The sequence below is a fragment of the Flavisphingopyxis soli genome (assembly GCF_007995095.1).
GTDB lineage: Bacteria > Pseudomonadota > Alphaproteobacteria > Sphingomonadales > Sphingomonadaceae > Flavisphingopyxis > Flavisphingopyxis soli.
In genome coordinates this window covers 39,266-59,567 of sequence record NZ_VOPY01000003.1, presented here as the reverse complement: position 1 = coordinate 59,567, position 20,302 = coordinate 39,266, and the positions used below count along the sequence as shown (strand labels likewise).

Below are 20,302 nucleotides of genomic sequence, written 5' to 3'. Positions count from 1 at the left end.
CGGCTCTTGACCCGCGCAATGCGGGCTTGGGAGAGGACATGGCCGACCAGACCGACCGAATGGAGGCCCCGGCCCCGATCGCCGAAACGACCGCGCCCGCGCGCACCCCGCTTTACAGTTATTACGTGCTCACCGTCCTGATGGTGATCTACGCGTTCAACTTCCTCGACCGCCAGGTGATCACGATCCTCGCGCCCTCGCTCAAGGCCGACCTCGGACTGAGCGACGCGCAGCTCGGCCTGTTGTTCGGCACTGCCTTTGCGCTGTTCTATGCATTGTTCGGCATCCCGCTCGCGAAGCTCGCCGACGGCTGGCATCGCGTCCGGACGATCTCGCTCGGCCTCGGCTTCTGGTCGGCAATGACCGCGGTCAGCGGCATGGCGGGCAATTTCGCGCAGCTCGGCAGCGCGCGGGTCGGCGTCGGCATCGGCGAGGCGAGCGCGGGCCCCGCGGCCTATTCGCTGATCCAGGATTATTTTCCCAAGGCCAGGCGCGCGACCGCGATCGCAATCTATTCGGCGGGCATCTATCTCGGCGTCGGGGCAAGTCTCGCGCTTGGCGGCGAAATCATCTCCTACTGGGACGCCACGTACACCGAGGCGACGCGCCCGTTCGGCATTGCCGGCTGGCAGGCGACCTTCCTCGCATTCGGCATTCCCGGGCTGCTGCTTGCGTTGCTCGTCCTGACGACGATCCGCGAACCCGTGCGCGGCGCGATGGATGGCATTCCCTCCCCTGCGGTTGCACCGCGACCGTTCCGCGCGGTCGGGCGCGAGATGGCGGCGATGTTCCCGCCGTTCAGCATGATCGCGATTGCGCGCGGACGCGAGAATGCGCGCGGCGCGCTGATCGCAAACATCGCCACGTTCTTTGCGATCATCGTCCTCGCGGTCGTCCTGATCGGCTGGACCGACGGGATGTTGCCGGTCGCCAAACGCGCGGTCATCGCGACCATCGGCGGCGCCGGCATCACGACCAACATGGTCCAGTGGGGCGCGATCGCGATCGGCGTCTATGGCAGTTTCAGCTGGCTGCAGTCGCTGTCGCATCGCGACCCGGTGGCGAACCGGTTGATCGGCAACCGCACATTCGGCGCGCTCGCGCTGGTCGGCGGGCTCGCCAGCTTTGCCAGCTACGGCCTGTCGCCCTTCATCTTTGTCTACATGGTCAACGTGTTCGGGGTTGGCCCCGAAGAGGGCCGCACGCTCGGCTGGATCCTTGCCAGCGCGGGTATGCTCGGCGTGTTCGTCGGCGGCTGGGCATCGGACCGCGCGCGGCGCATGCATCCCGCCGGGCGCCTCTACATGGTCATTGCCGCGCTCTCGATCAGCGCGGTCCTGCTCTATTTCCAGTTCACCACCGAATCGCGACAGCTGTTCCTGACCTTGCTGTGGATCGTCAACTTCCTCCAGATCATGTGGCTCGCGCCGATCGCCGCGACGACGCAGGACATGGTCTTGCCGCGGATGCGCGGGACCGCCGCCGCGGTGTTCTTCCTCGGCACCAACATCATCGGCCTGGGCATGGGGCCCTATACCGTCGGGCTGATCGCCGACGTTACGGGTGACCTGCGCTTTGCGATGCTGTCAGTCTTGTTCGTCGCGCCGGTGACGATCGGACTGCTGCTCTATTCGGCAAGGCGCCTGCCCGCGGTCGAGGCGAGCGTGATTGCCCGGGCACGCGAGGCTGGCGAAGCGGTCTAGCCTAAGGGTTCGCCCGCGTCAGGGCGCGCCGAGGACTCCGCAGGCAATCCGCGCGCCGATGTCGCCGCTTGGGTCGGTCTTGAGGTCGTCGGGACCGGCATGGACGACGATCGCTGAACCGTCGGCGTCGAGCAGACCGGAGGCGCTGGCACCGGCTATCGCGAAATCGACGATACCCTTGCCGTCGGCACCGATCGTCAAATTGGGCAGGTCGCCCTGATGCGGGCCGGCGGGATTGTCGAAGCCGTGCTGCGCCCCGGTCGGGTTCCAGTGACCTTCGGCAGTCTTGAAATCGGGCGCATCGCACTTGCCGACGCTGTGGACGTGCAGCCCATACTGGCCGGGCATCATTCCCGTCGCCTGGACGTTGACGACCAGGCCGCCGGTTTTTTGCGTCACGCGAGCCATGCCGCGGGGCGTTCCGTCGGCAGCAGCCAACCGAGGCTGCGCGACGACCGGCGCCGCCATCTGCGACGCCGCATTGCCGGGGTTTGCAGCGGTGTCCTCGGCCGAGGGCTGGCAGCCAGCGACGATGTCGAGAATCGGTGCGAATGCGACAGCGGAACGGATCTTCATGGGGAGTCTCCTGACATGGTTCAGCCGGTCAACGCCTCAAGCGCGAAGTTGGTCCCTCGCCTAGAAGCTATGGGCATATTGCTCGTTGCCGATGAAGCCCATGCTCTCGATCGACTTGCCCTTGATGATCGCCAGCGCGCGGTCGACGACGATGAAGTCGGCATCGGGATGCGGCCGGACCTGCAGTTCGGGCTGGATCGTGAATCTCTTGGTCTGATCGAGATAATAGCCAAGCTGATCGAGCGCGATCGGCACGCCGTTCCACGCAAGCGCGTTGGTCCGGTCGATCGTCAGCGTGTTCTTGAACGGAAGGGTTGGCGCGGGATCAATCGGCACGGTTGGCAAATCGATTTTCACCGCGTGCGTCTGTGGCGGGATCGTGATGATGAACATGATGAGCAGAACGAGCATGACGTCGATCAACGGCGTCGTGTTCATCGCGAACATGGGGCGATCGGATTGCGGTTGTGCGCTGGCCATTTTCCACCTCCTCTGCAGTGTATGTTGTTATAACATATCGCAATTAGACATGCTTGCATAACAATAATGCAGGCCCGCCATTGCCCCCCGGCTGCGGGCACAAAAAAGGGCCGGTTTCCCGGCCCTCTCGAGTAGTCGTCAGTTGCGTCTAACTAGAAGACGCGACCGTATTGTTCATTGCCGACGAAGCCGAGCTTCGTGACGTTCTGTTCCTTGATCACCTTGAGCGCGCGATCGACGATCAGGTAATCCGACTCGGGATGCGGCTGGAACTGCAGCTCGGGCTCGACCGGGAACTGCTTGGTCTGGGCGAGATATTCGCCGAGCTGCTGCAGGTTGATCGGCGTACCGTTCCACGCGAGCTGGTTGCTCTCGTCGATCGTCAGCTTGTTCTTGATCGGATCGATGTCGGGCGCGGGCGAATTGTCCGGCGTCGGCAGATCGATCTTCACCGCGTGCGTCTGCGGCGGGATCGTGATGATAAACATGATGAGAAGGCAGAGCATGACGTCGATCAACGGCGTCGTGTTCATTTCCATCATCGGTTGGTCGGGATCGCCGCCCATTGAAATTGCCATGGTTCAGTCTCTCCTGAAATTCTTCAAATGCGATCAGTCGCGGGCGCGCAGGGCGGCCGCGCCGGTCGGCTGCGAGATGAAACCGATCTTCTGGAAGCCGGCATATTGCATGGTGTAGATCACGCCGCCGATGCACTTGTACGGCGTCGCGACGTCGCCACGGATATGCACTTCGGGGAAATTCTCGTCGGTGATGTTTTCGACACCGCCGATGGCTTCGAGAAGATCCTTGAGCTTCTTCTGTCCCTTCTCGAGCAGCTGCGTCGAATCGATCGGCGTGTTGCCCCAGAACACCTGGCATTCGCCGGAACCGTCGGGCACGCCGTCGCCGTTCGAATCGGGCGTACGGACCGAAAGCAGGACATTGTCAGGCTTGGTCGTCGTCGGCTCGAACGCCACGTCGGGCAGCCTGAGGTCGACCGTTTCCAACACGACCGGAATGGTAATGAGGAAGATGATGAGCAGAACCAACATGACGTCGACGAGCGGCGTCGTGTTGATGTCGGACATCGGGCCGTCTTCGGCCCCTCCCATACTGATTGCCATGAGCGCTCTATCCTATTCTTGCATGCCGCCACGGCACCAGTCGGGCCAATGGCTGTACTAGTAGCAGCGGAGCCGCGAGAGCCTGAAAGGCACCTCGCGGCTCGCTATAACGGTCGATCAGACCTTTTTGGTCGGCACGCCACCAGTGGTTGCCTGGCCGACCGGCTTCGGTGCGGCGGCAGCCGTGGTGCTGCGTGCGGGGGCTGCTGCACTCGCGGCGACAGGGCGAACCTGCCCATTCGACATGATGCTGCCCTGGATGTCGTTGGCGAAGGTCGACAGATCGCGTGCGATCTTCTTGTTACGCGCCTGGAGCCAGTTGTAGGCGAGCACCGCGGGAACCGCGACGATCAGGCCGACGGCGGTCATGATCAAGGCTTCACCGACCGGGCCGGCAACGGTGTCGATCGATGCCTGGCCGCTCGCACCGATCTTCACGAGGGCGCGCAGGATGCCGACGACGGTACCGAACAGGCCGACGAACGGTGCGGTCGAACCAACCGTAGCAAGGAACGAAAGGCCGCCGTTGAGCTTGGAGTTCACCAGGTTCTGCGAACGTTCGAGGCTGTTGTGCATCCAGTCATGCGCTTCGACGGGATCGGTCAGCTTGGTGTGCTCCTGCTCGGCGCGCAGTCCGTCGTCGACGACCTGGCGATAGGCGCTGTCCTTCTCGAGCTTGCTCGAGCCGTCCTTGAGCGACGGCGCGCGCCAGAAGCTCTGCTGGACCGAACGGCCCTGCTTCAGGATCTTGTTCTGTTCGAACAGCTTGGTGAACAGGACGTAGAGCGTGCCTGCGAACATGATGACGAGCACGCCAAAGGTGATCCAGGTAACCGGGCCACCTTCGATGAGAGCCGGAATCAAACCGTATTGAGGGCCAGCGGCCCCGGCGGGCGCGGCTGCGGCTGCGGTAACGATAGTGGTGAACATTAGAAATTCCCTCTCAGGTCAAAATCAGTTGAAAACAAAGCGCGGACTAGCCGTCGATGCGCCAGGTTATGCGGTTGGAATAGCTACTGGTAGTGGGATTGCCATCGCGGTCGAGTGCCGGTTTGAAGCGCGCTCGCCGGGTTACCAGCTTGCAGGTTTCGGCATCGAGATCGCTATGGCCACTCGACGATGTCACCGTGCAGCCGCTGACGCGACCGTCCGTGCCGATCGTAACCCGAAACCCGGTCGTACCTTCACGCTCTTCACGCTCGGCGCGGCTCGGATAGTCGGCATTGGTAGCCCAACTGCCGGCATTGTTCGACGGAGCCGCAGCACGCGACTTGTCGACGGTCGGCGCTGGCGGCGCGGGAGGCGCCGGCGGCGTGACAACGGGCGTCGGCACGAAAATGCGCGGCGGCGTCGGCGTCGTGTCGCGAATGACGTTCGGCGTCGGACGCGCGATCGGCGACGGTGGAATGACCACCTGCGGCGGCGGCGGCTGCTGCTGCTCGGGCGGCGGCGGCGGCGGCTCTTCAGGCGGTGGTGGCGGCTCTTCCTTGACGTCGACAACGTCGAGCTTCTCCGAGATTTTCTTGATGACATTCACATCAAGTCCGACCGCCAGTCCCCAAATAACGAGGGAAACCAGAGCGGCCATCATCACGAGCGAAGCCGCGCGGCTCTTCGGGTCTACGCGATCTCCATAAGCCATAAGCGTACGCTACTCCTCAAATGTCCCCAACGGGCCGTTGCGAATCAACGCCCCGAATCGCGGTAAGTTTCCGTTTAACGACCCAGATGGCCAAAAACAGCGGTCTTGCCCACCGCATGTTCGAGCGATGGTTCCTATCGCCAGCGTCACGAGTTCGCAAACGCTTTATCGCAGGTTCAGACTTGCCGCTCTATAAATCGTTGAAAGACGCTATAGATTAAGCGCTCATCGCACAGGCCAGCCTGCCATTTTACCAGCCATAAGGATACTCGCCCGGCATGATCTATCCGCTTACCCTCCTCATCGCGGCTGCTTTCACGCCCGGACAGACGGCCGTTCAGGGGCCCCGGCCGGCGCCTGTCGCGGGGTTGGAGCCGCGCACGGTCGCTGCGTCGGGACCAAGCTATGCCGACCTCGTCGACCTGTCGGATGCGGCCCGCCTGGTCGCCATGGCGACGGTGCGATCGGCCGTCGCGGTCGAGCGCGAACGTTCGCCGGGGCTGCGCCCGGGGACCGTCAGACTCTATATCGAGGCCGATGTCGACAGCGTGATTCGCGGAACTGCAGGGCTGCCGAAACGGATCGTCTATCTCGCCGACGTACCGCTCGATTCGCGTGGCAAGGCACCAAAGATCAAGAAACAGCGCATGATATTGTTCGCCACCGGTACCGCGCCGACCGGGCAGCTCCAGCTCGCCGCACGCGATGCGCAGATCGCCTGGTCGCCCGCGACCGAGGCCATGGTCCGGTCCATCCAGCGCGATCTCGTGACCGCCAACGCCCCGCCGATCGTCACCGGGATCTCAAGCGCCTTCTTCGTTCGCGGATCTTTGCCCGGCGAAGGCGAAACGCAGATTTTCCTCAACACCGCCAGTGGCGACCCCGCTTCGCTCAACGTCCTTTCGCGGCCCGGACAGGCGCGCCGCTGGGCGGTTGCGTTTGGCGAGATCCTCGACGAATCGGCGAGCGTGCCGGTGGCCGGCACGCTCGGCTGGCAGCGGCTCGCGTGCGGGCTGCCGGCGAGCCTGCCCCCCGGCAGCCTCCAGGGCCTCGAACCCGCCCAGGCCCAGGCAGCCCGCAGCGACTATCGCTTTATCCTCGATTCGCTGGGACCCTGCGGGCGAACGCGTCCGACCGAGTGAGCCCGCGAGTGGGCTGGTGGGCATGGCGGCGCACCCCTGCTCTCGACACCGTCGGCGTGCTTGCCTAAGCGGGCGACGCACATTGCGTTTCGCCTCATGACGGGGCGTTTCGCCTCACGAAAGGGAACCCTATGCCTGCCGCCACCCCGGTATCCGCCAGCAAGCTGCTCGACCGCGTTCTCGTCCTCGAAATGGTCCGTGTGACCGAAGCGGCTGCGATTTCCGCCTCGACGCTGATCGGGCGCGGCGACGAGAAGGCCGCCGATGCTGCGGCGGTCGAAGCCATGCGCGCCGCGCTCAACGAGCTGGCGATCCGTGGCACCGTCGTCATCGGCGAAGGCGAGCGCGACGAAGCGCCGATGCTGTTCATCGGCGAGAAGGTCGGCTGCGGCGACGACGATGCGCCCGCGATCGACATTGCGCTCGACCCACTCGAAGGCACGACGATCACCGCCAAGGCGGGCCCCAATGCGCTCGCCGTCCTCGCCATCGCCGAAAAGGGCGGGCTGCTGAACGCGCCCGACGTCTACATGGACAAGCTCGCGGTCGGCCCCGGCTATTCGCCCGGGATCATCGATCTCGACAGGTCGGTGCGCGAGAACGTCACCGCCGTCGCCAAGGAAAAGGGCGTCGATCCGTCAGAAATCATCGTCTGCGCGCTCGACCGCCCGCGGCACGCGAAGCTGATCGCCGAACTGCGCGAAATCGGCTGCGGCATCATGCTGATCCCCGACGGCGACGTTGCCGGCGTCATCGCGACGACCGACGAGGAAACGACGATCGACATGTACATGGGCACCGGCGGCGCGCCCGAAGGCGTTCTCGCGGCCGCGGCGCTGCGCTGCGTCGGGGGCCAGTTCAAGGGCCGCCTGTTGTTCCGCAACGATGACGAACGCGCCCGCGCACGCAAATGGGGCATCGAAGACCTCGACAAGCAGTACGACCTCGACGAACTGGCGATCGGCGATTGCATCTTCGCTGCCACGGGCGTCACCGACGGCAGCCTGCTCGACGGCGTCAAGCGCCTGCGCGGCGGCAAGATCACCACCGAAAGCGTCGTCATGCGCGCCTCGTCGGGCACCGTCCGCTGGGTCAAGGGCGAGCATCGCGGCGGCTGATCACGCGCGCACTGGCGGCGCGTACCGATTGGCCGTATCGATCGCCTATGACAGCTGACAACCTATTGCCCGCCGCTCCTGCCGCTGCGTTTGCCGCCGCCGACCCAGACACGTCGCTTACCCGCATCGAATCCGGCTATCGCACCGTCTTGCGCGTTCAGCAGGCGGTGACCTGGATACCAATAGCGATTGCCGCGATCGTCCTCGACGCGATCTTCCTCGACGGCACGCCTCTACGTTGGTTGCCGAGCGTCCTCGCGCTCGGCCTGGGCGCAGTCTTCATTCTCGTTATCCCGGCGCGCAGATATCGCCGAATCGGTTATGCGTTGACCGACCACACGATCCGCATCGTGCGCGGCTATCTGTTCCATATCGATACCGTCGTGCCGTTCGTCCGCGTCCAGCATATCGATGTCGCGCGCGGACCGATCGAACGCGTGTTCGGGGTCGCCTCGCTCGTCGTCCACACCGCGGGCACGCATAACAGCATCGTCACGCTGCCGGGACTGGCGCCCGCCACCGCAGCGGCGCTGCGCGACACGATCCGCGGTCATATACGCTCCGATTACGCATGACCGCAGCGGGGGCAACCGACACGGCGATCGACTGGCAGGCACCGCAGCGACTGCATCCGGCCTATTTTGTCACCGGCCTCGGCAAGGCGGCAAAGGGGTCGTTCGGCCTGATCGCCGCGGGCGCCTATTTCGGCATGTCGGGCCGCTGGTGGCTGCTCGGCGCGATGGCGATCCTCTATGTGGTGGTCACGCTGGCGTCGCTGGGCCTGCGCTGGATGCACTTTTCCTATCGGGTGACCGACGAGGATATCGTCATCGAGAGCGGGCTGATCAGCACGCAGCACCGCGCGATCCCGTTCGAACGGATCCAGGACGTCAATATCGAACAGGGGCCCGTCGCGCGCCTGCTCGGCATCGCGCGGCTCAAGCTCGAAACCGGCGCGGCGGCGACCGGCGCGGTCGAGGACGGCGTGCTCGAAGCGGTCAGCATGGAAAGGGCCGCCGCGCTGCGCGACCTGATTCGCGCCCACCGCGCGGGCGCCGTTGCCCCGCCCGGCCAAACCCCGGTCGAGGCTGCCCGGGATAGCGACCGCAGAATCTTCGCCATGACCCCAAGGCGCGTCGTCGAAGCGGGACTGTACAATTTCTCGCTGGCAATTTTCGCGGTGCTCGGCGGCCTGCTCCAGCAGGGCGGCGACCTGTTGGGTTTCAACCCGTTCAAGCGCGCCTTCTGGAATTCGCTGGTCGATTCGGGTTCGCCCCTGGCCGACTATCTGCTGGCGCATCGCTGGGTCAGCGCGCTGGCCGGGATCGTGACGCTGGTCGTCGTCGGGCTCGCGACCGGCGTCATCCGGACGCTGTTGCGCGATTACAATTTCCGCCTGACGCGCACCGAGACGGGCCTGCGGCGCCAGCGCGGACTGTTGACGCTGACCGATGTCATCATCCCCGTTCGCCGCGTCCAGGCGGCGATCGTCGGCACCGGGCCGATCCGCGCCCGCGCGGGCTGGCACTCGCTCAAGCTGCAGAGCCTGGCGCGCGACGAGGCCAAGCAGGGCGATCACGAGGTTGCCCCCTTTGCGCAGCTCGACGAGATCGCCCCGATCCTCGCCGAAGTCGGCATGACCTTGCCGCCCAAGAATACCGTCTGGCAGCGGATCGCGTCGGCCTATGCCATCGAATATGCGCTGTGGCTCGCGCTGCCCCTCGCCGCCACGCTGATCGTCGCCGCGTTCGGTATCGTGCCCGCGTTGTTCGGCAGCGCCGCGCTGGGCATCGCAATCGTCGGGCGCGCGCTCGCCTGGCGGCGCTATCGCTACGGTTATGACGGCGAGCGCATTCTCATCCGGCGCGGCTTCTGGCGGCAGCGGACGATCATCCTGCCGATCGCCAATATCCAGAGCGCCGATATCGCGCACAATTTCGTCACGCGTGCCTTCGGCGTGGCGTCGCTGACCTTCGGCGTGGCGGGCGGCAGCGGATTTTCTCACCATCGAATCGCCGCCCTGCCGCTGGCGACAGCTTATGCCCTGCGATCGGACCTGCTACAGCGCGCGGCATGACCTTCGTCCTCGATATCGAACACTCCATTTCCGGCCTGCCATGGACCTGGCGGCAAGGATCGACCGACGGCCGCGATGCCGGCTTTCGTCCAGACGATCTCGTCACGCAGATCCTGCTCGCGCGCGGCTGCCCGCGCGACGATCTCGAGCCGCACCGCAATCCCAAGCTGCGCGACTTCCTGCCCGACCCGTCGGTGTTTCGCGACATGGACGCGGCGGCGACGCGGATTGCCGACGCGGTCGAACGCGGCGATGCGGTGACGGTGTTCGGCGATTACGATGTCGACGGCGCGACCTCGGCGGCGCTGCTCATCCGGCTGCTGCGCGATCTCGGCCTGAGCCCGGACCATTATATCCCCGACCGGCTGATGGAAGGCTATGGGCCAAGCGGCGAGGCGCTGGTCGCGATCGGTGCCGGCGGTGCCGACCTGGTCATCACGGTCGATTGCGGCGCACAGGCCTATGAAGCGCTGACAATGGCGAAAGAGGCGGGAGTCGAGGTGATCGTCGTCGATCACCACCAGTGCCTCGCCGAGCTCCCCGAAGCGCTCGCGTTGGTCAATCCCAACCGGCTCGACGAAAGCGCCGAGGGCGCTGCACACGGCCATCTCGCCGCGGTCGGCATGGCGTTCCTGCTCGGCGTCGCGATCGTTCGCGAACTGCGCAAGCGCGCGTTCTTCGCCGACAAGTCGCACGAACCCGATCTGATAAAGCTGCTCGATATCGTCGCGCTGGGCACCGTCGCCGACGTCGCCAAGCTCGTCGGGCTTAACCGCGCGTTCGTGGCCCAAGGCATCAAGGTGATGCGCGAGCGGCGCAATGTCGGGCTGGCCGCGCTGATCGACGCCGCGCGGCTGTCGCGCCCGGTCGAGTGTCGCGACCTCGGCTTTGCGCTGGGTCCGCGGATCAATGCGGGCGGACGCGTCGGCAAGGCCGATCTCGGCGTCCGCTTGCTGACCACCGAAGACGGCGACGAAGCGCGCGAAATCGCCACCGAGCTCGACCGGCTCAACGAGGAACGCCGCGCGATCGAGGCGCAGGTCCAGGATGAGGCGACCGCGCTAACCGAGGGCATGGGTGGCCGCTCGGTCGTGCTGGTGGCAGGCCGCGGCTGGCATCCCGGGGTGATCGGTATCGTCGCGGGCCGATTGAAGGAGAAGCTCGACCGCCCGGCGATCGTCATTGCGATCGACGAACACGGCGTCGGCAAGGGATCGGGCCGCTCGATTCCCGGCGTCGATCTCGGCGCGGCGATCCTTGCGGCGAAGGAGGCCGGTTTGCTCGTCGCGGGCGGCGGTCACGCGATGGCGGCTGGCCTGACCGTCGCCGCCGACCAGGTCGACGCGCTCGCCACGTTCCTCGAGGAGCGAATCGGTGCGGCGGTTGCGGCCGCATCTGGAGCGCGCTCGCTCGTCCTCGACGCGGTGCTAGCCCCAGCGGGGGTCAATCCCGATTACATTACCGCGATCGAAGCGGGCGGACCCTATGGCATGGGCTGGCCCGCACCGCGGATCGCGACGGGGCCGGTGCGCATCGTCAAATGCGACATCGTCGGCAACGGCCATGTCCGCGCGATCTTTTCGGGCGACGACGGCCGACGGATCAAGGGAATCGCCTTTGGCGCGGCCGAAAGCCAGCTTGGCCAGACGCTGCTTCACGCGCCGCGCGACCGCAAATTGTGGATCGCGGGGCGCGCCAAGATCGACGATTGGGGCCCGACTCCGGCCGCCGAACTGCTCCTCGAAGACGCCGCATGGGCGCAGTGAGAGAAGCTTTTCGGGAGAGCGCTTGACCGAATCCGCACCCGCCCCTAAAGCGCGCTTCCGCAAGCGTTTCGCGCGCGGCCCCTTCGTCTAGCGGTTAGGACGCGGCCCTTTCACGGCTGAAACACGGGTTCGATTCCCGTAGGGGTCACCAGCGATGCATTTGACCGGCCTTGGCGGCCTGTCCTCATCGGACGGCGCCAGCGGCCCCTTCGTCTAGCGGTTAGGACGCGGCCCTCTCACGGCTGAAACACGGGTTCGATTCCCGTAGGGGTCACCAGCTCAAACCATCGAACCGCTGCTCATCTTCGCATTGCGCGCGCGGTATCGTATGCCCGCTCCCTATTCGATTCGCGAGCGCGGGCTGTGAGCAGACTATTTCTCATCCTGTGTTGCTTCGCTCATACACCTGTGCCATGTCGTTCCTTCAGCGGGGAGAATGACGTGGAAAAGTTCGGCGCCTGGATCAAGCGGCATAAGATATGGTCGGCGATCATCGCCCTGGTGGTGGTCTTCATCGTCTACAAGGTCGTCGTCCCCACCCCGCCCGATTACGAATATGTCACCGAGGCCGCCGATCGCGGCGAGGTCGTCCGGACAGTCTCGGCGAGCGGCAAGCTGCGCGCGCTCAACACGATCAAGGTCGGGTCCGAAATCTCGGGCCAGGTGACGCAGGTCTATGTCGATTTCAATTCGCCGGTAACCGCCGGCCAGGTCCTCGCCCAAATCGACCCGACGCGAATTCGCGCGCGTGTCCAGCAGGCGCAGGCGCAGGTCTCGCTGGCCCGCGCGGCGCTCGCCCAGGCCGATGCCGCGATCATCCGCGCCCGCACCGATGTCGAGGTGCAGCAGCGCCAGTTTTCGCGCGCGCAGGAGCTGGTGAAGCAGGGTTTCGTCTCGAAGGCGGCGCTCGACCAGGCGCAAAACGCGCTGTCGACCGCGCGCGCCGCGATGAGCACCGCGCAGGCGCAGGCGCAAAGCGCCCGTGCGCAGATATCGCAAAGCAACGCCGAACTGTCGTCGGCGCGGCTCGACCTCAGCCGGACGCGGATCGTCGCACCGACCAGCGGCGTCGTGATCAACAAGCTGGTCGAGCCCGGCACGACGGTTGCTGCCAGTTTCCAGACGCCAAACCTGTTCGAAATCGCTGCCGATACGTCGCGGATGCAGGTCGAAGCCTCGGTCGACGAGGCCGATATCGGCCAGATCCGCGACGGGCAGACGGTCCAATTCACCGTCGACAGCTATCCCGAGGACACCTTCAAGGCGATCGTCCAGCAGATCCGCAAGTCGGCGACCGAGACCGCCAATGTGGTCAGCTACCTCGTCATCCTCGACGTCGACAACAAGGACGGCAAGCTGCTCACCGGCATGACCGCCAACGTCGATATCGTCACCGGCCGCAAGGCGAACGTCATCCGCGTGCCCGTAGCCGCGATGCGCTTCCGACCTCGCGAGGCCGACCGGCCCAAGGACAAGGACGATGATGCGGCGGCGAAAAAGCCCGTCGCCAAATCGGACAAGCGCCCGTCGCGCACTGCCGAATTGTGGATCGCCGGGGCCGATCCCTACAAGCCGACCAGACGCGCGGTCGTCATCGGCCTCGAGGGCGAGGATTATGTCGAGATCGTCAAGGGCATAAAGCCGGGCGAGAAAGTGCTGGTCCGGTCGAAATCGCTCAAGGACGACAGCGGCGACGACAGTGGCGACGCCAGCGACGAAAACGATACCGAGGTCAACGTCAGCTGATGGTGCCGCCGCTCGTAGAAACGCAGGACCTGGTCAAGGAATACGTGCTGGGCGGCGAAACCGTCCACGCGGTCAACCATGTGTCGCTCAAGATCGAACGCGGCGAGTTCGTCGCGATCATGGGGGCGAGCGGATCGGGCAAGTCGACCTTCATGAACATGATCGGCTGCCTCGACGTGCCAAGCTCGGGCGAGGTTCTGATCGACGGCATCGCGACGCGCGAGATGACGAGCGACGCGATGGCCGAGCTGCGCAATAGCAAGATCGGCTTCGTCTTCCAGCAGTTCAACCTGCTCGCGCGGACCAGCGCGCTCGACAATGTCGCGGTGCCATTGATCTATGCCGGGGTCAGCGGCGAGGCGAGGCGCGAACGCGCCCGCGCGACGCTGACGCAGATGGGGCTCGCCGACCGGCTCGACCATTCGCCTGCCAAGCTGTCGGGCGGCCAGCAGCAGCGCGTCGCGATCGCCCGCGCGCTCGTCACCAACCCGCTGATGCTGCTCGCCGACGAACCGACCGGCGCGCTCGACACGCACACCTCCGAAGAGATCATGCACGTCTTCCAGACGCTCAACGATGAAGGCATCACCGTCGTCCTGGTCACGCACGAAGCCGACATCGCCGATTACGCCGCGCGGCGGATCGTGTTCAGGGACGGCGAAGTGATCGAGGACGGTCCGGTCGCCAACCGCCGCCGCGGACGCGCCGCATGACGAGCATCGCGACACGGCTGAGCAGTTACGGCATCAATGTCGCGATCGCGCTGACCGCGCTTCGCACCAACCTGATGCGATCCATCCTGACGACGCTTGGCGTGATGATCGGCGTGCTCGCGGTGACGCTGGCGGTCGCGGTCGGGTCGGGCGCCAAGGTGTCGGTGATGGAATCGATCAATTCGCTCGGTTCGAACATGGCGCTGGTGTTTCCGCGCCCCGATACCGAGGGCGGCCGCGGGACCGAGGATCGCGGACGGCTGACGATGCGCGATGCCCGCGCGATCGAGCGCGAAATCGACGGCGTCAGCGCGATCGCACCGCAATTGCGATCGTCGATCCAGCTCGTCGCGACGGGACGCAACGCATCGACCGCCGCCATCGGCGCGACGCCCGGATACGGCATCGTGTCGAACATTACCGCCGAACGGGGCCGCTTCATCACCGATGCCGACGTCAATTCGGCGTCGCGCGTCATCGTGCTTGGCCCGACGGTCGCCAAGAAACTGTACGGCGATTTCGATCCCGTGGGCGAACGCGTACGCGTCAACCGCGTGCCGTTCACGATTATCGGCATACTCGAATCGAAGGGATCGAGTTTCGGCAACGACAATGACGACATCGCGATCGTCCCGATCAGCACCGCACGCCAGCGTTTCGCCACCGACACGCTCGCCGGGCCCGACGATCTCCACATGCTGTTCGTCGGCTTTCAGGACGGATTCTCGTTACGCACCGCGAAACGCGAGATGACCCGGCTGATGCGCGATCGCTATCGCGTCCGCGACAAGGAGATCAGCCCCTTCACGATCCGCACGACCGAGGAATTCATGCAGGAAACCGCGCAGGTGACCGCGATCTTCCAGGCAGTACTCGTCGCGATCGCATCGATCTCGCTGCTTGTCGGCGGCATCGGCATCATGAACATCATGCTCGTCAGCGTGACCGAACGAACGCGCGAGATCGGCCTGCGCATGGCGCTTGGCGCCAAACGCAGCGACATCCGCAACCAGTTCCTCGTCGAGGCGGCGGTATTGTGCATGATCGGCGGGGTGATCGGCCTGATCCTGGCGATCGCAGCGGCAGCGGCATTCGAAAAGGCGGTCGATTTCCCCGCACCGATCGGCATCGCGACGAGCATCGGCGCGATCCTGTTTTCGGCGCTGATCGGGTTGATTTTCGGCGGCTGGCCGGCGGTCCGCGCGTCGCGCCTGTCACCGATCGAGGCGCTCCGCAGCGAATAACCTGAAACGCGATCGCTGTGCCTGGTCGAAATTGTCGGTGCTGAACGCCCCGCCCGTCACCCGAAACCCATACAGGGACATAGGTTCCAGTCATGGAGAACGGACGGGACAGGCAAGCTACGCCCGCCGTCGCGATCCGGATGCAGCGTCGCGCATTCGGACACCGCCGCGCCGCAATCAGATTTCGACGAGTGCCGCCGCCATGACGGGGGCCGAGCTCGGCGCGCTGTGCGGTACGCCCTGGCGCGGCTCGTAGGTGATTGCCAGCATCGCACCCTCGACTGCCATCGCCGCCTCGGCACTGGTCAGGTCTCGTTCCTGCGCGCCATTGGCCGGGAGCATCCCGAGCGAATGCGGCGTTCCGCCGGCGGGGATGATCCACAGCTCGGGAGCCATGTTGTCGGCGAGTTCGACGCCCATTTTCGTGGCTTTCATCGCCATGCGTTTCGTCACCGGATCGATTCGCGTAGTGAGCGCGGCGCCGCCTTCGTCGCCGTTGAGCTGGGCAATCAACTGGGGCGAAGCCTGAGCCGGCGCCGCGGGATCTCCGCCCATGAGGTCGGGCGTGCCGACGTAAAGCAGCAGTGCAACGCCTGCCAGCGCTGCTGCCGAGACCATCGCGGCCAGGTTCCAGCGCCTCGTGGCCGGGCGTCGTTCGGCGAGCCGCGCAACCTCGCCGCCTGACGCATCGGCGGCGAGCCGCCGATCGATCGCGCGCCACAGCTCGGCCGGGGGCGATTGCAGCGATCCGTCCGCCTGCGTGTCGAGCAAGCCGGCGAAATGGGCATCCCAATAGGCCGCCTGCGCGGCAAAGCCGGGATCGGCGAGCACGCGACGCTTGGCGTCGGCAAGCTCGGCGCCCTCGAGCAGGCCGAGCGCATATTCACCCGCCAGCACGACGGGATCGAAACCTTCGGGAGCGTCAGGGTCGGTCATCGCCGAGGCACTCCTTCATTCTCGCCAGACCGCGGCGGATCCAGCTTTTCATCGTTCCCAGCGGCACGCCGCGCCGGTCGGCGAGTTCGGAATAGGTAAAGCCGCCGAAAAAGGCCTCGCGGATCGAGCGTTTCTGTTCGCCTTCGAGCGTGTCGAGACAATCGACGACGCGCGCGCTGTCCTGTCCCTGTTCGACCAGTGCATCGGCACGCGGCGCGGAGTCTTCGAAGTCGGCGAGGACATCATCGGATACCTCGTCGCGGCGACCGCGTTTACGGATCGCATCGATTGCAGTGTTGCGCGCGATGGCCGCGAGCCACGTGATCGGGCTCGCCTTGGCGGGATCGAACCGCCCGGCGCGGCGCCAGACCTTTACGTAAACGTCCTGCAACACATCCTCCGCCAACTCCCGATCACGGGAGATACGAAGGCAAATGCCGAAAAGCTTCGCCGAGGTCGCGTCATAGACCGATCGCAGCGCCGCCCGGTCGCCGCGCGCGACCTGCTCGAGCGCCTCGACGAGGCGCTGACGGTCGCTATCGCCGGTCGAGGATGCGAAACTGCTCACGCCGACGTACCTAGCGCGGTGGCAAGGAAATGCCAGCTCGATAAGGCACGATCAAAAGCAGGACCTTCAAACGCGCTACGGTTGCTGAACGTCTCGTATCGCCGGCTGCCCTGCGATACACTCACGCGACCGCGGGATCCGCCGCACGCGGCAGCTTGACGACAAGCGCCCACAGGCTGGCCCAGGCCGCGCCGAACATCCAGCCCGCGAGGACGTCGCTCGGCCAGTGCACGCCGAGCGCGACACGCGATATCCCGATTGCCAGTGTGAGGAGGATTGCCGCCATCAGGACGAACAGGCGGGTCCGCAGATCGGGTTCGATCCGCATGAACAGCGCCGCGATGGTCAGATAGACGATCGCCGAATTGGCCGCGTGGCCGCTGGGGAAGCTGGCCGAATGCTCGATCACCAGATGGTCGACAAGGATCGGCCGCGGGCGAACGAAAAACCCCTTGAGCAGCGCCACCGCGACACTCCCGCTGATCGTCGCGCCGAGCAGGATCAGCGACGTCCGATAGGCCTTTTTCAACGCCATGAAACTGGCCGAGCCGATGATCACGATGGTCAACATCGTCGCGCTGCCGAGCGTGGTCAGATCGAGCATCGTCTGGCGCAGCCACACCGGACCCGCCATCGTATGAAGGTCTCCGGGGGTACGAAACGCGAGCAACAGCGACGTGTCGATCGCCTTGAGGTCGCCCTCGGCGACCTCGAACCAAAGCCACAGGAACATGAGGACCATCGCCGACACCGTGCCGATCAGCAGGATCGGGCGGAGCGGCAGGTTGCGCTCGGATCGTAAGTCGCTGGTTAGCGTCATGGTGACGGCGGCTCCTCTGCTCTATCAGGATGACCGAAACCGGTCAGCATTGCTCGAAGGCTATCAGCACGATCGCAAGCCGTGCGACAAGGCCGAAGACGATGTCGTGCAAAGCGCGCTGGCGCGATGCAACGGCGATGAATTGATCTCAGTCAGTTCGGGGACAGCGCGGTGGGACTACAGCGCCATTGGAGGTGGGCAATGCGGATTTGTTTCTTCGGAAAAATGGGTGACGTCATTGGCCGAGAGGTCGAGATCGAAATCCCCGCTTCGACCGCCACGGTGGCCGGGCTGCGGCGGCTGCTCGCCGAACATTTTCCCGCTGCGGCCGGTGCATTGGGCGAGGCCAGGCTGCGCGCCTGCATCGCCGATGCAATGGTCAATGACAGCCATTCGATCGCGGGCGTCGAGCGGGTCGAGTTTTTTCCGCCGCTGTCGGGGGGATGACGGTGATTTTGACATGCCGGTTGGCCGAATCCTCATTCGACCCTTGGGAGGAGCTGAGGCAATTCGCCCAAGCGGCGCAGGGCGCGGGCGCCATTTCGAGCTTTACCGGCACGGCGCGCCCGTTGAGCAGCAACGGCGAGCCGGTCGACGCGATGTTCCTCGACCATCATCCGCGTATGACGTTGTCCTCGATGCGCGAGATTGTCGATGCTGCCGCCCGCTTTGGCTGCGATTACCGTCTCGTCATCCATCGCTGCGGCGTGGTATTGCCCGGCGAGCCGATCGTTCTGGTCGCTGCAGCCTCGGCGCATCGCCGCGCAGCGATCGAGGCGGTCGAATACATGATCGATCGGTTGAAGACCGATGCGGTCTTCTGGAAACGCGAGGATCGCCCCTCGGGCTCGGCCTGGATCGAACCGCGCGCCGAGGATCACGCAGCACACGCAAGATGGGAGCAATAATGGCCGGGATCGATGACACGCTGGAATTCCATCCACTCAATATCGCGGTGCTGACCGTGTCCGACACGCGCAACGCGAGCAACGACAGTTCGGGCGGATATCTGGCGGACAGCCTCGTCGCGGCCGGACATGCCTTGGCCGGGCGGGCAATCGTGGTCGACACAGCCGAAGCGATCGCCGCGCAGGTCACGCAATGGGCCGATGATCCGGCGATCGACGTCATCCTGACAACCGGCGGCACCGGCTTTTCACCGCGCGACGTGACGCCCGAGGCGATCCGCCCCCTGTTCCGGCGCGAGATGGACGGGTTTTCGGTGCTGTTCCATCTGGCGAGCCGCGAAACCGTGGGCCTGTCGACGTTGCAATCGCGCGCCTGTGCCGGGCAGGTCGGCGACAGTTTCGTGTTCTGCCTGCCGGGATCGACCGGTGCCTGTCGCGACGGCTGGACGATGGTCCTGCGCGACGAACTCGATAGCCGCTATCGCCCCTGTTCGCTCGCCGGGCAGATCCCGCGCCTGCGGGCGGTGTGCGCATGATCAGCTTCGACGAGGCATTCGCAGCGGTACGCGCGGTCGCGTGCCCGACCGGGAGTGCGGTGATCCCGATCGGCGAGGCCGAGGGGCGCACGTTGGCCGCCGCAGTCCATGCCGAGGTCGATTCGCCGTGGTGCGACGTGTCGGCAATGGACGGCTATGCGGTGCGCGACGCCGACCTTTCCGCCCTGCCCGCGCGCTTACCGGTTGCGACGCGCAATTTCGCCGGCAGCGGCAGCGGCGGGACGCTGGCAGCCGGGACGTGCGTGCGCATCTTTACCGGCGCGCCGGTCCCGCTCGGCGCCGACCGCGTCGTGATCCAGGAACATGTCGAAACCGACGGCGACACAGCGGGGTTCGCGCGGCCGCTCTCGCCAGTCCGTCATATCCGCCCGCGCGGCGGCGATTTCGAACGCGGCGCGCTGCTGCTCGAGGCGAACCGCAGGATCGGCTATCGCGAGCTGGTCGCGATCGCCGGGGGCGACGTTGCCGAGGTTGCCTGCTGGCGGCGACCACGCATCATGCTGCTCGGCACCGGCGACGAACTGGCCGCGCCGGGCGAGGCAAAGCACCGTGCGGGAGCGGTTCCCGAAAGCGTCTCGCTGGGGGTCGGCGCGCTGGCGCACAGATGGGGCGCGCACAGTCTTGGCGCGATCCGCCTGCCCGACGAGCTGGCGGCGATGGAACGTGCCGCGGAGGATGCCGTCGCCTCGGCCGACCTCGTCATCGTCACCGGTGGCGCATCGGTCGGCGAAAAGGATTTCGCCAAGGCGATGTTCGAGCGCCAGGGGCTCGACCTCATTTTCTCCAAGGTCGCGATCAAGCCGGGCAAGCCGGTCTGGTTGGGCCGGGCGGGCGGCGCGCTGGTGATGGGACTGCCCGGCAACCCGACATCGGCGATGGTGACCGCGCGGCTGTTGCTCGCCCCGCTGATCGCGGGGCTATGCGGGCGCGATCCCGGCGAGGCGCTGCGCTGGAAATCCATCGCGCTCGCCGCCGCCCTGCCACCGTGCGGATCGCGCGAGACCTTTGTCCGTGCGGCGTGGAAGGACGGCCGCGCCGTGCCGCTCGACAATCAGGATTCGGGCGCCCAGCGAAGCCTCGCCGCCGCCGACCTGCTGCTGCGACGGCGCGCCGACACAGACGCGATCGAGGCAGGCGTGATGGTCGAGGCGGTCAGCTTCTAGACGCGCCAGAGCGCTTCGG

At 65.7% G+C, this 20,302-nt stretch carries 22 protein-coding genes and 2 tRNA genes; 15 read left to right on the top strand and 9 right to left on the bottom strand.

The window, feature by feature from the left end; genetic code table 11:
• Positions 1 to 38: 38 nt before the first annotated feature.
• Entirely contained in the window at positions 39 to 1,703 is a 1,665-nt protein-coding gene (locus tag FSZ31_RS10530; protein WP_236643774.1) for a spinster family MFS transporter, read from the top strand.
• An 18-nt stretch (positions 1,704 to 1,721) separates the two neighbouring features.
• On the opposite strand, the gene FSZ31_RS10525 is transcribed toward FSZ31_RS10530, so the two are convergent.
• The 6 genes from FSZ31_RS10525 to FSZ31_RS10500 form a co-directional block, all read right to left on the bottom strand.
• Positions 1,722 to 2,279: a superoxide dismutase family protein gene (locus tag FSZ31_RS10525; protein ID WP_147123349.1), complete on the bottom strand. Its 558-nt coding sequence runs from the start codon at positions 2,277 to 2,279 to the stop codon at positions 1,722 to 1,724.
• A 60-nt stretch (positions 2,280 to 2,339) separates the two neighbouring features.
• Positions 2,340 to 2,759 carry an ExbD/TolR family protein gene (locus tag FSZ31_RS10520; RefSeq protein ID WP_147123348.1) on the bottom strand — a complete coding sequence of 140 codons (420 nt, stop codon included), beginning with the start codon at positions 2,757 to 2,759 and terminating at the stop codon, positions 2,340 to 2,342.
• Between the two features lie 152 nt (positions 2,760 to 2,911).
• Positions 2,912 to 3,337, bottom strand: coding sequence for an ExbD/TolR family protein (locus FSZ31_RS10515; protein WP_147123347.1), 426 nt, complete (start codon positions 3,335 to 3,337; stop codon positions 2,912 to 2,914).
• Positions 3,338 to 3,370: 33 nt separating this feature from the next.
• Positions 3,371 to 3,883 (bottom strand): ExbD/TolR family protein, encoded by a 513-nt coding sequence (locus FSZ31_RS10510; protein WP_147123346.1) that lies wholly within the window; start codon positions 3,881 to 3,883, stop codon positions 3,371 to 3,373.
• Between the two features lie 117 nt (positions 3,884 to 4,000).
• Complete coding sequence (locus FSZ31_RS10505) at positions 4,001 to 4,813, bottom strand: MotA/TolQ/ExbB proton channel family protein (protein WP_147123345.1); 813 nt, start codon at positions 4,811 to 4,813, stop codon at positions 4,001 to 4,003.
• Between the two features lie 46 nt (positions 4,814 to 4,859).
• Positions 4,860 to 5,525, bottom strand: a complete 666-nt coding sequence (locus FSZ31_RS10500; RefSeq protein ID WP_147123344.1) for an energy transducer TonB — start codon at positions 5,523 to 5,525, stop codon at positions 4,860 to 4,862.
• Between the two features lie 278 nt (positions 5,526 to 5,803).
• Between FSZ31_RS10500 and FSZ31_RS10495 the strand changes: the two genes are divergently transcribed.
• The 10 genes from FSZ31_RS10495 to FSZ31_RS10450 all read left to right on the top strand — a co-directional run bounded on the left by FSZ31_RS10495 (position 5,804) and on the right by FSZ31_RS10450 (position 15,331).
• Positions 5,804 to 6,667, top strand: a complete 864-nt coding sequence (locus tag FSZ31_RS10495; RefSeq protein WP_147123343.1) for a hypothetical protein — start codon at positions 5,804 to 5,806, stop codon at positions 6,665 to 6,667.
• A 131-nt stretch (positions 6,668 to 6,798) separates the two neighbouring features.
• Positions 6,799 to 7,785, top strand: coding sequence for a class II fructose-bisphosphatase (gene glpX, locus FSZ31_RS10490; protein WP_147123342.1), 987 nt, complete (start codon positions 6,799 to 6,801; stop codon positions 7,783 to 7,785).
• 47 nt (positions 7,786 to 7,832) lie between these two features.
• Positions 7,833 to 8,360, top strand: a complete 528-nt coding sequence (locus tag FSZ31_RS10485; protein WP_147123341.1) for a PH domain-containing protein — start codon at positions 7,833 to 7,835, stop codon at positions 8,358 to 8,360.
• Positions 8,357 to 9,862: a PH domain-containing protein gene (locus FSZ31_RS10480; RefSeq protein WP_147123340.1), complete on the top strand. Its 1,506-nt coding sequence runs from the start codon at positions 8,357 to 8,359 to the stop codon at positions 9,860 to 9,862. The genes FSZ31_RS10485 and FSZ31_RS10480 overlap by 4 nt, the downstream gene beginning before the upstream one ends.
• A complete protein-coding gene (gene recJ, locus FSZ31_RS10475) occupies positions 9,859 to 11,628 on the top strand; it encodes a single-stranded-DNA-specific exonuclease RecJ (protein WP_147123339.1) in 1,770 nt (589 codons plus the stop codon). Before FSZ31_RS10480 ends, recJ begins: the two co-directional genes overlap by 4 nt.
• Before the next feature lie 76 nt (positions 11,629 to 11,704).
• Positions 11,705 to 11,779 (top strand) — tRNA-Glu (locus tag FSZ31_RS10470).
• Between the two features lie 51 nt (positions 11,780 to 11,830).
• Positions 11,831 to 11,905 (top strand) — tRNA-Glu (locus FSZ31_RS10465).
• A 164-nt stretch (positions 11,906 to 12,069) separates the two neighbouring features.
• On the top strand, positions 12,070 to 13,374 hold the full coding sequence (locus tag FSZ31_RS10460) for an efflux RND transporter periplasmic adaptor subunit (RefSeq protein WP_161596009.1): 1,305 nt from the start codon (positions 12,070 to 12,072) through the stop codon (positions 13,372 to 13,374).
• On the top strand, positions 13,374 to 14,087 hold the full coding sequence (locus FSZ31_RS10455; protein ID WP_201739170.1) for an ABC transporter ATP-binding protein: 714 nt from the start codon (positions 13,374 to 13,376) through the stop codon (positions 14,085 to 14,087). The genes FSZ31_RS10460 and FSZ31_RS10455 overlap by 1 nt, the downstream gene beginning before the upstream one ends.
• Positions 14,084 to 15,331, top strand: coding sequence for an ABC transporter permease (locus FSZ31_RS10450; protein ID WP_147123337.1), 1,248 nt, complete (start codon positions 14,084 to 14,086; stop codon positions 15,329 to 15,331). Before FSZ31_RS10455 ends, FSZ31_RS10450 begins: the two co-directional genes overlap by 4 nt.
• A gap of 177 nt (positions 15,332 to 15,508) precedes the next feature.
• Here FSZ31_RS10450 and FSZ31_RS10445 read toward each other — a convergent pair whose 3' ends face one another.
• From FSZ31_RS10445 to FSZ31_RS10435, 3 genes are all read right to left on the bottom strand, one after another.
• Positions 15,509 to 16,267, bottom strand: a complete 759-nt coding sequence (locus FSZ31_RS10445; RefSeq protein ID WP_147123336.1) for an anti-sigma factor — start codon at positions 16,265 to 16,267, stop codon at positions 15,509 to 15,511.
• Entirely contained in the window at positions 16,254 to 16,835 is a 582-nt protein-coding gene (locus FSZ31_RS10440; RefSeq protein WP_147123335.1) for a sigma-70 family RNA polymerase sigma factor, read from the bottom strand. The genes FSZ31_RS10445 and FSZ31_RS10440 overlap by 14 nt, the downstream gene beginning before the upstream one ends.
• 121 nt (positions 16,836 to 16,956) lie before the next feature.
• Entirely contained in the window at positions 16,957 to 17,655 is a 699-nt protein-coding gene (locus tag FSZ31_RS10435) for a phosphatase PAP2 family protein (protein ID WP_147123334.1), read from the bottom strand.
• Positions 17,656 to 17,880: 225 nt separating this feature from the next.
• Here FSZ31_RS10435 and FSZ31_RS10430 point away from each other — a divergent pair, with 225 nt between their 5' ends.
• From FSZ31_RS10430 to FSZ31_RS10415, 4 genes are read left to right on the top strand one after another with little or no spacing between them, the layout of a single operon-like run.
• Positions 17,881 to 18,102 (top strand): MoaD/ThiS family protein, encoded by a 222-nt coding sequence (locus FSZ31_RS10430; RefSeq protein ID WP_161596008.1) that lies wholly within the window; start codon positions 17,881 to 17,883, stop codon positions 18,100 to 18,102.
• Between the two features lie 20 nt (positions 18,103 to 18,122).
• The gene (locus tag FSZ31_RS10425) at positions 18,123 to 18,563 is read left to right on the top strand and encodes a molybdenum cofactor biosynthesis protein MoaE (protein ID WP_236643773.1); all 441 of its coding nucleotides are present in this window, start codon (positions 18,123 to 18,125) and stop codon (positions 18,561 to 18,563) included.
• Positions 18,563 to 19,099 (top strand): molybdenum cofactor synthesis domain-containing protein, encoded by a 537-nt coding sequence (locus FSZ31_RS10420; RefSeq protein ID WP_147123331.1) that lies wholly within the window; start codon positions 18,563 to 18,565, stop codon positions 19,097 to 19,099. The genes FSZ31_RS10425 and FSZ31_RS10420 overlap by 1 nt, the downstream gene beginning before the upstream one ends.
• Positions 19,096 to 20,283, top strand: a complete 1,188-nt coding sequence (locus FSZ31_RS10415) for a molybdopterin molybdotransferase MoeA (protein WP_147123330.1) — start codon at positions 19,096 to 19,098, stop codon at positions 20,281 to 20,283. The genes FSZ31_RS10420 and FSZ31_RS10415 overlap by 4 nt, the downstream gene beginning before the upstream one ends.
• Positions 20,284 to 20,302 lie beyond the last annotated feature (19 nt).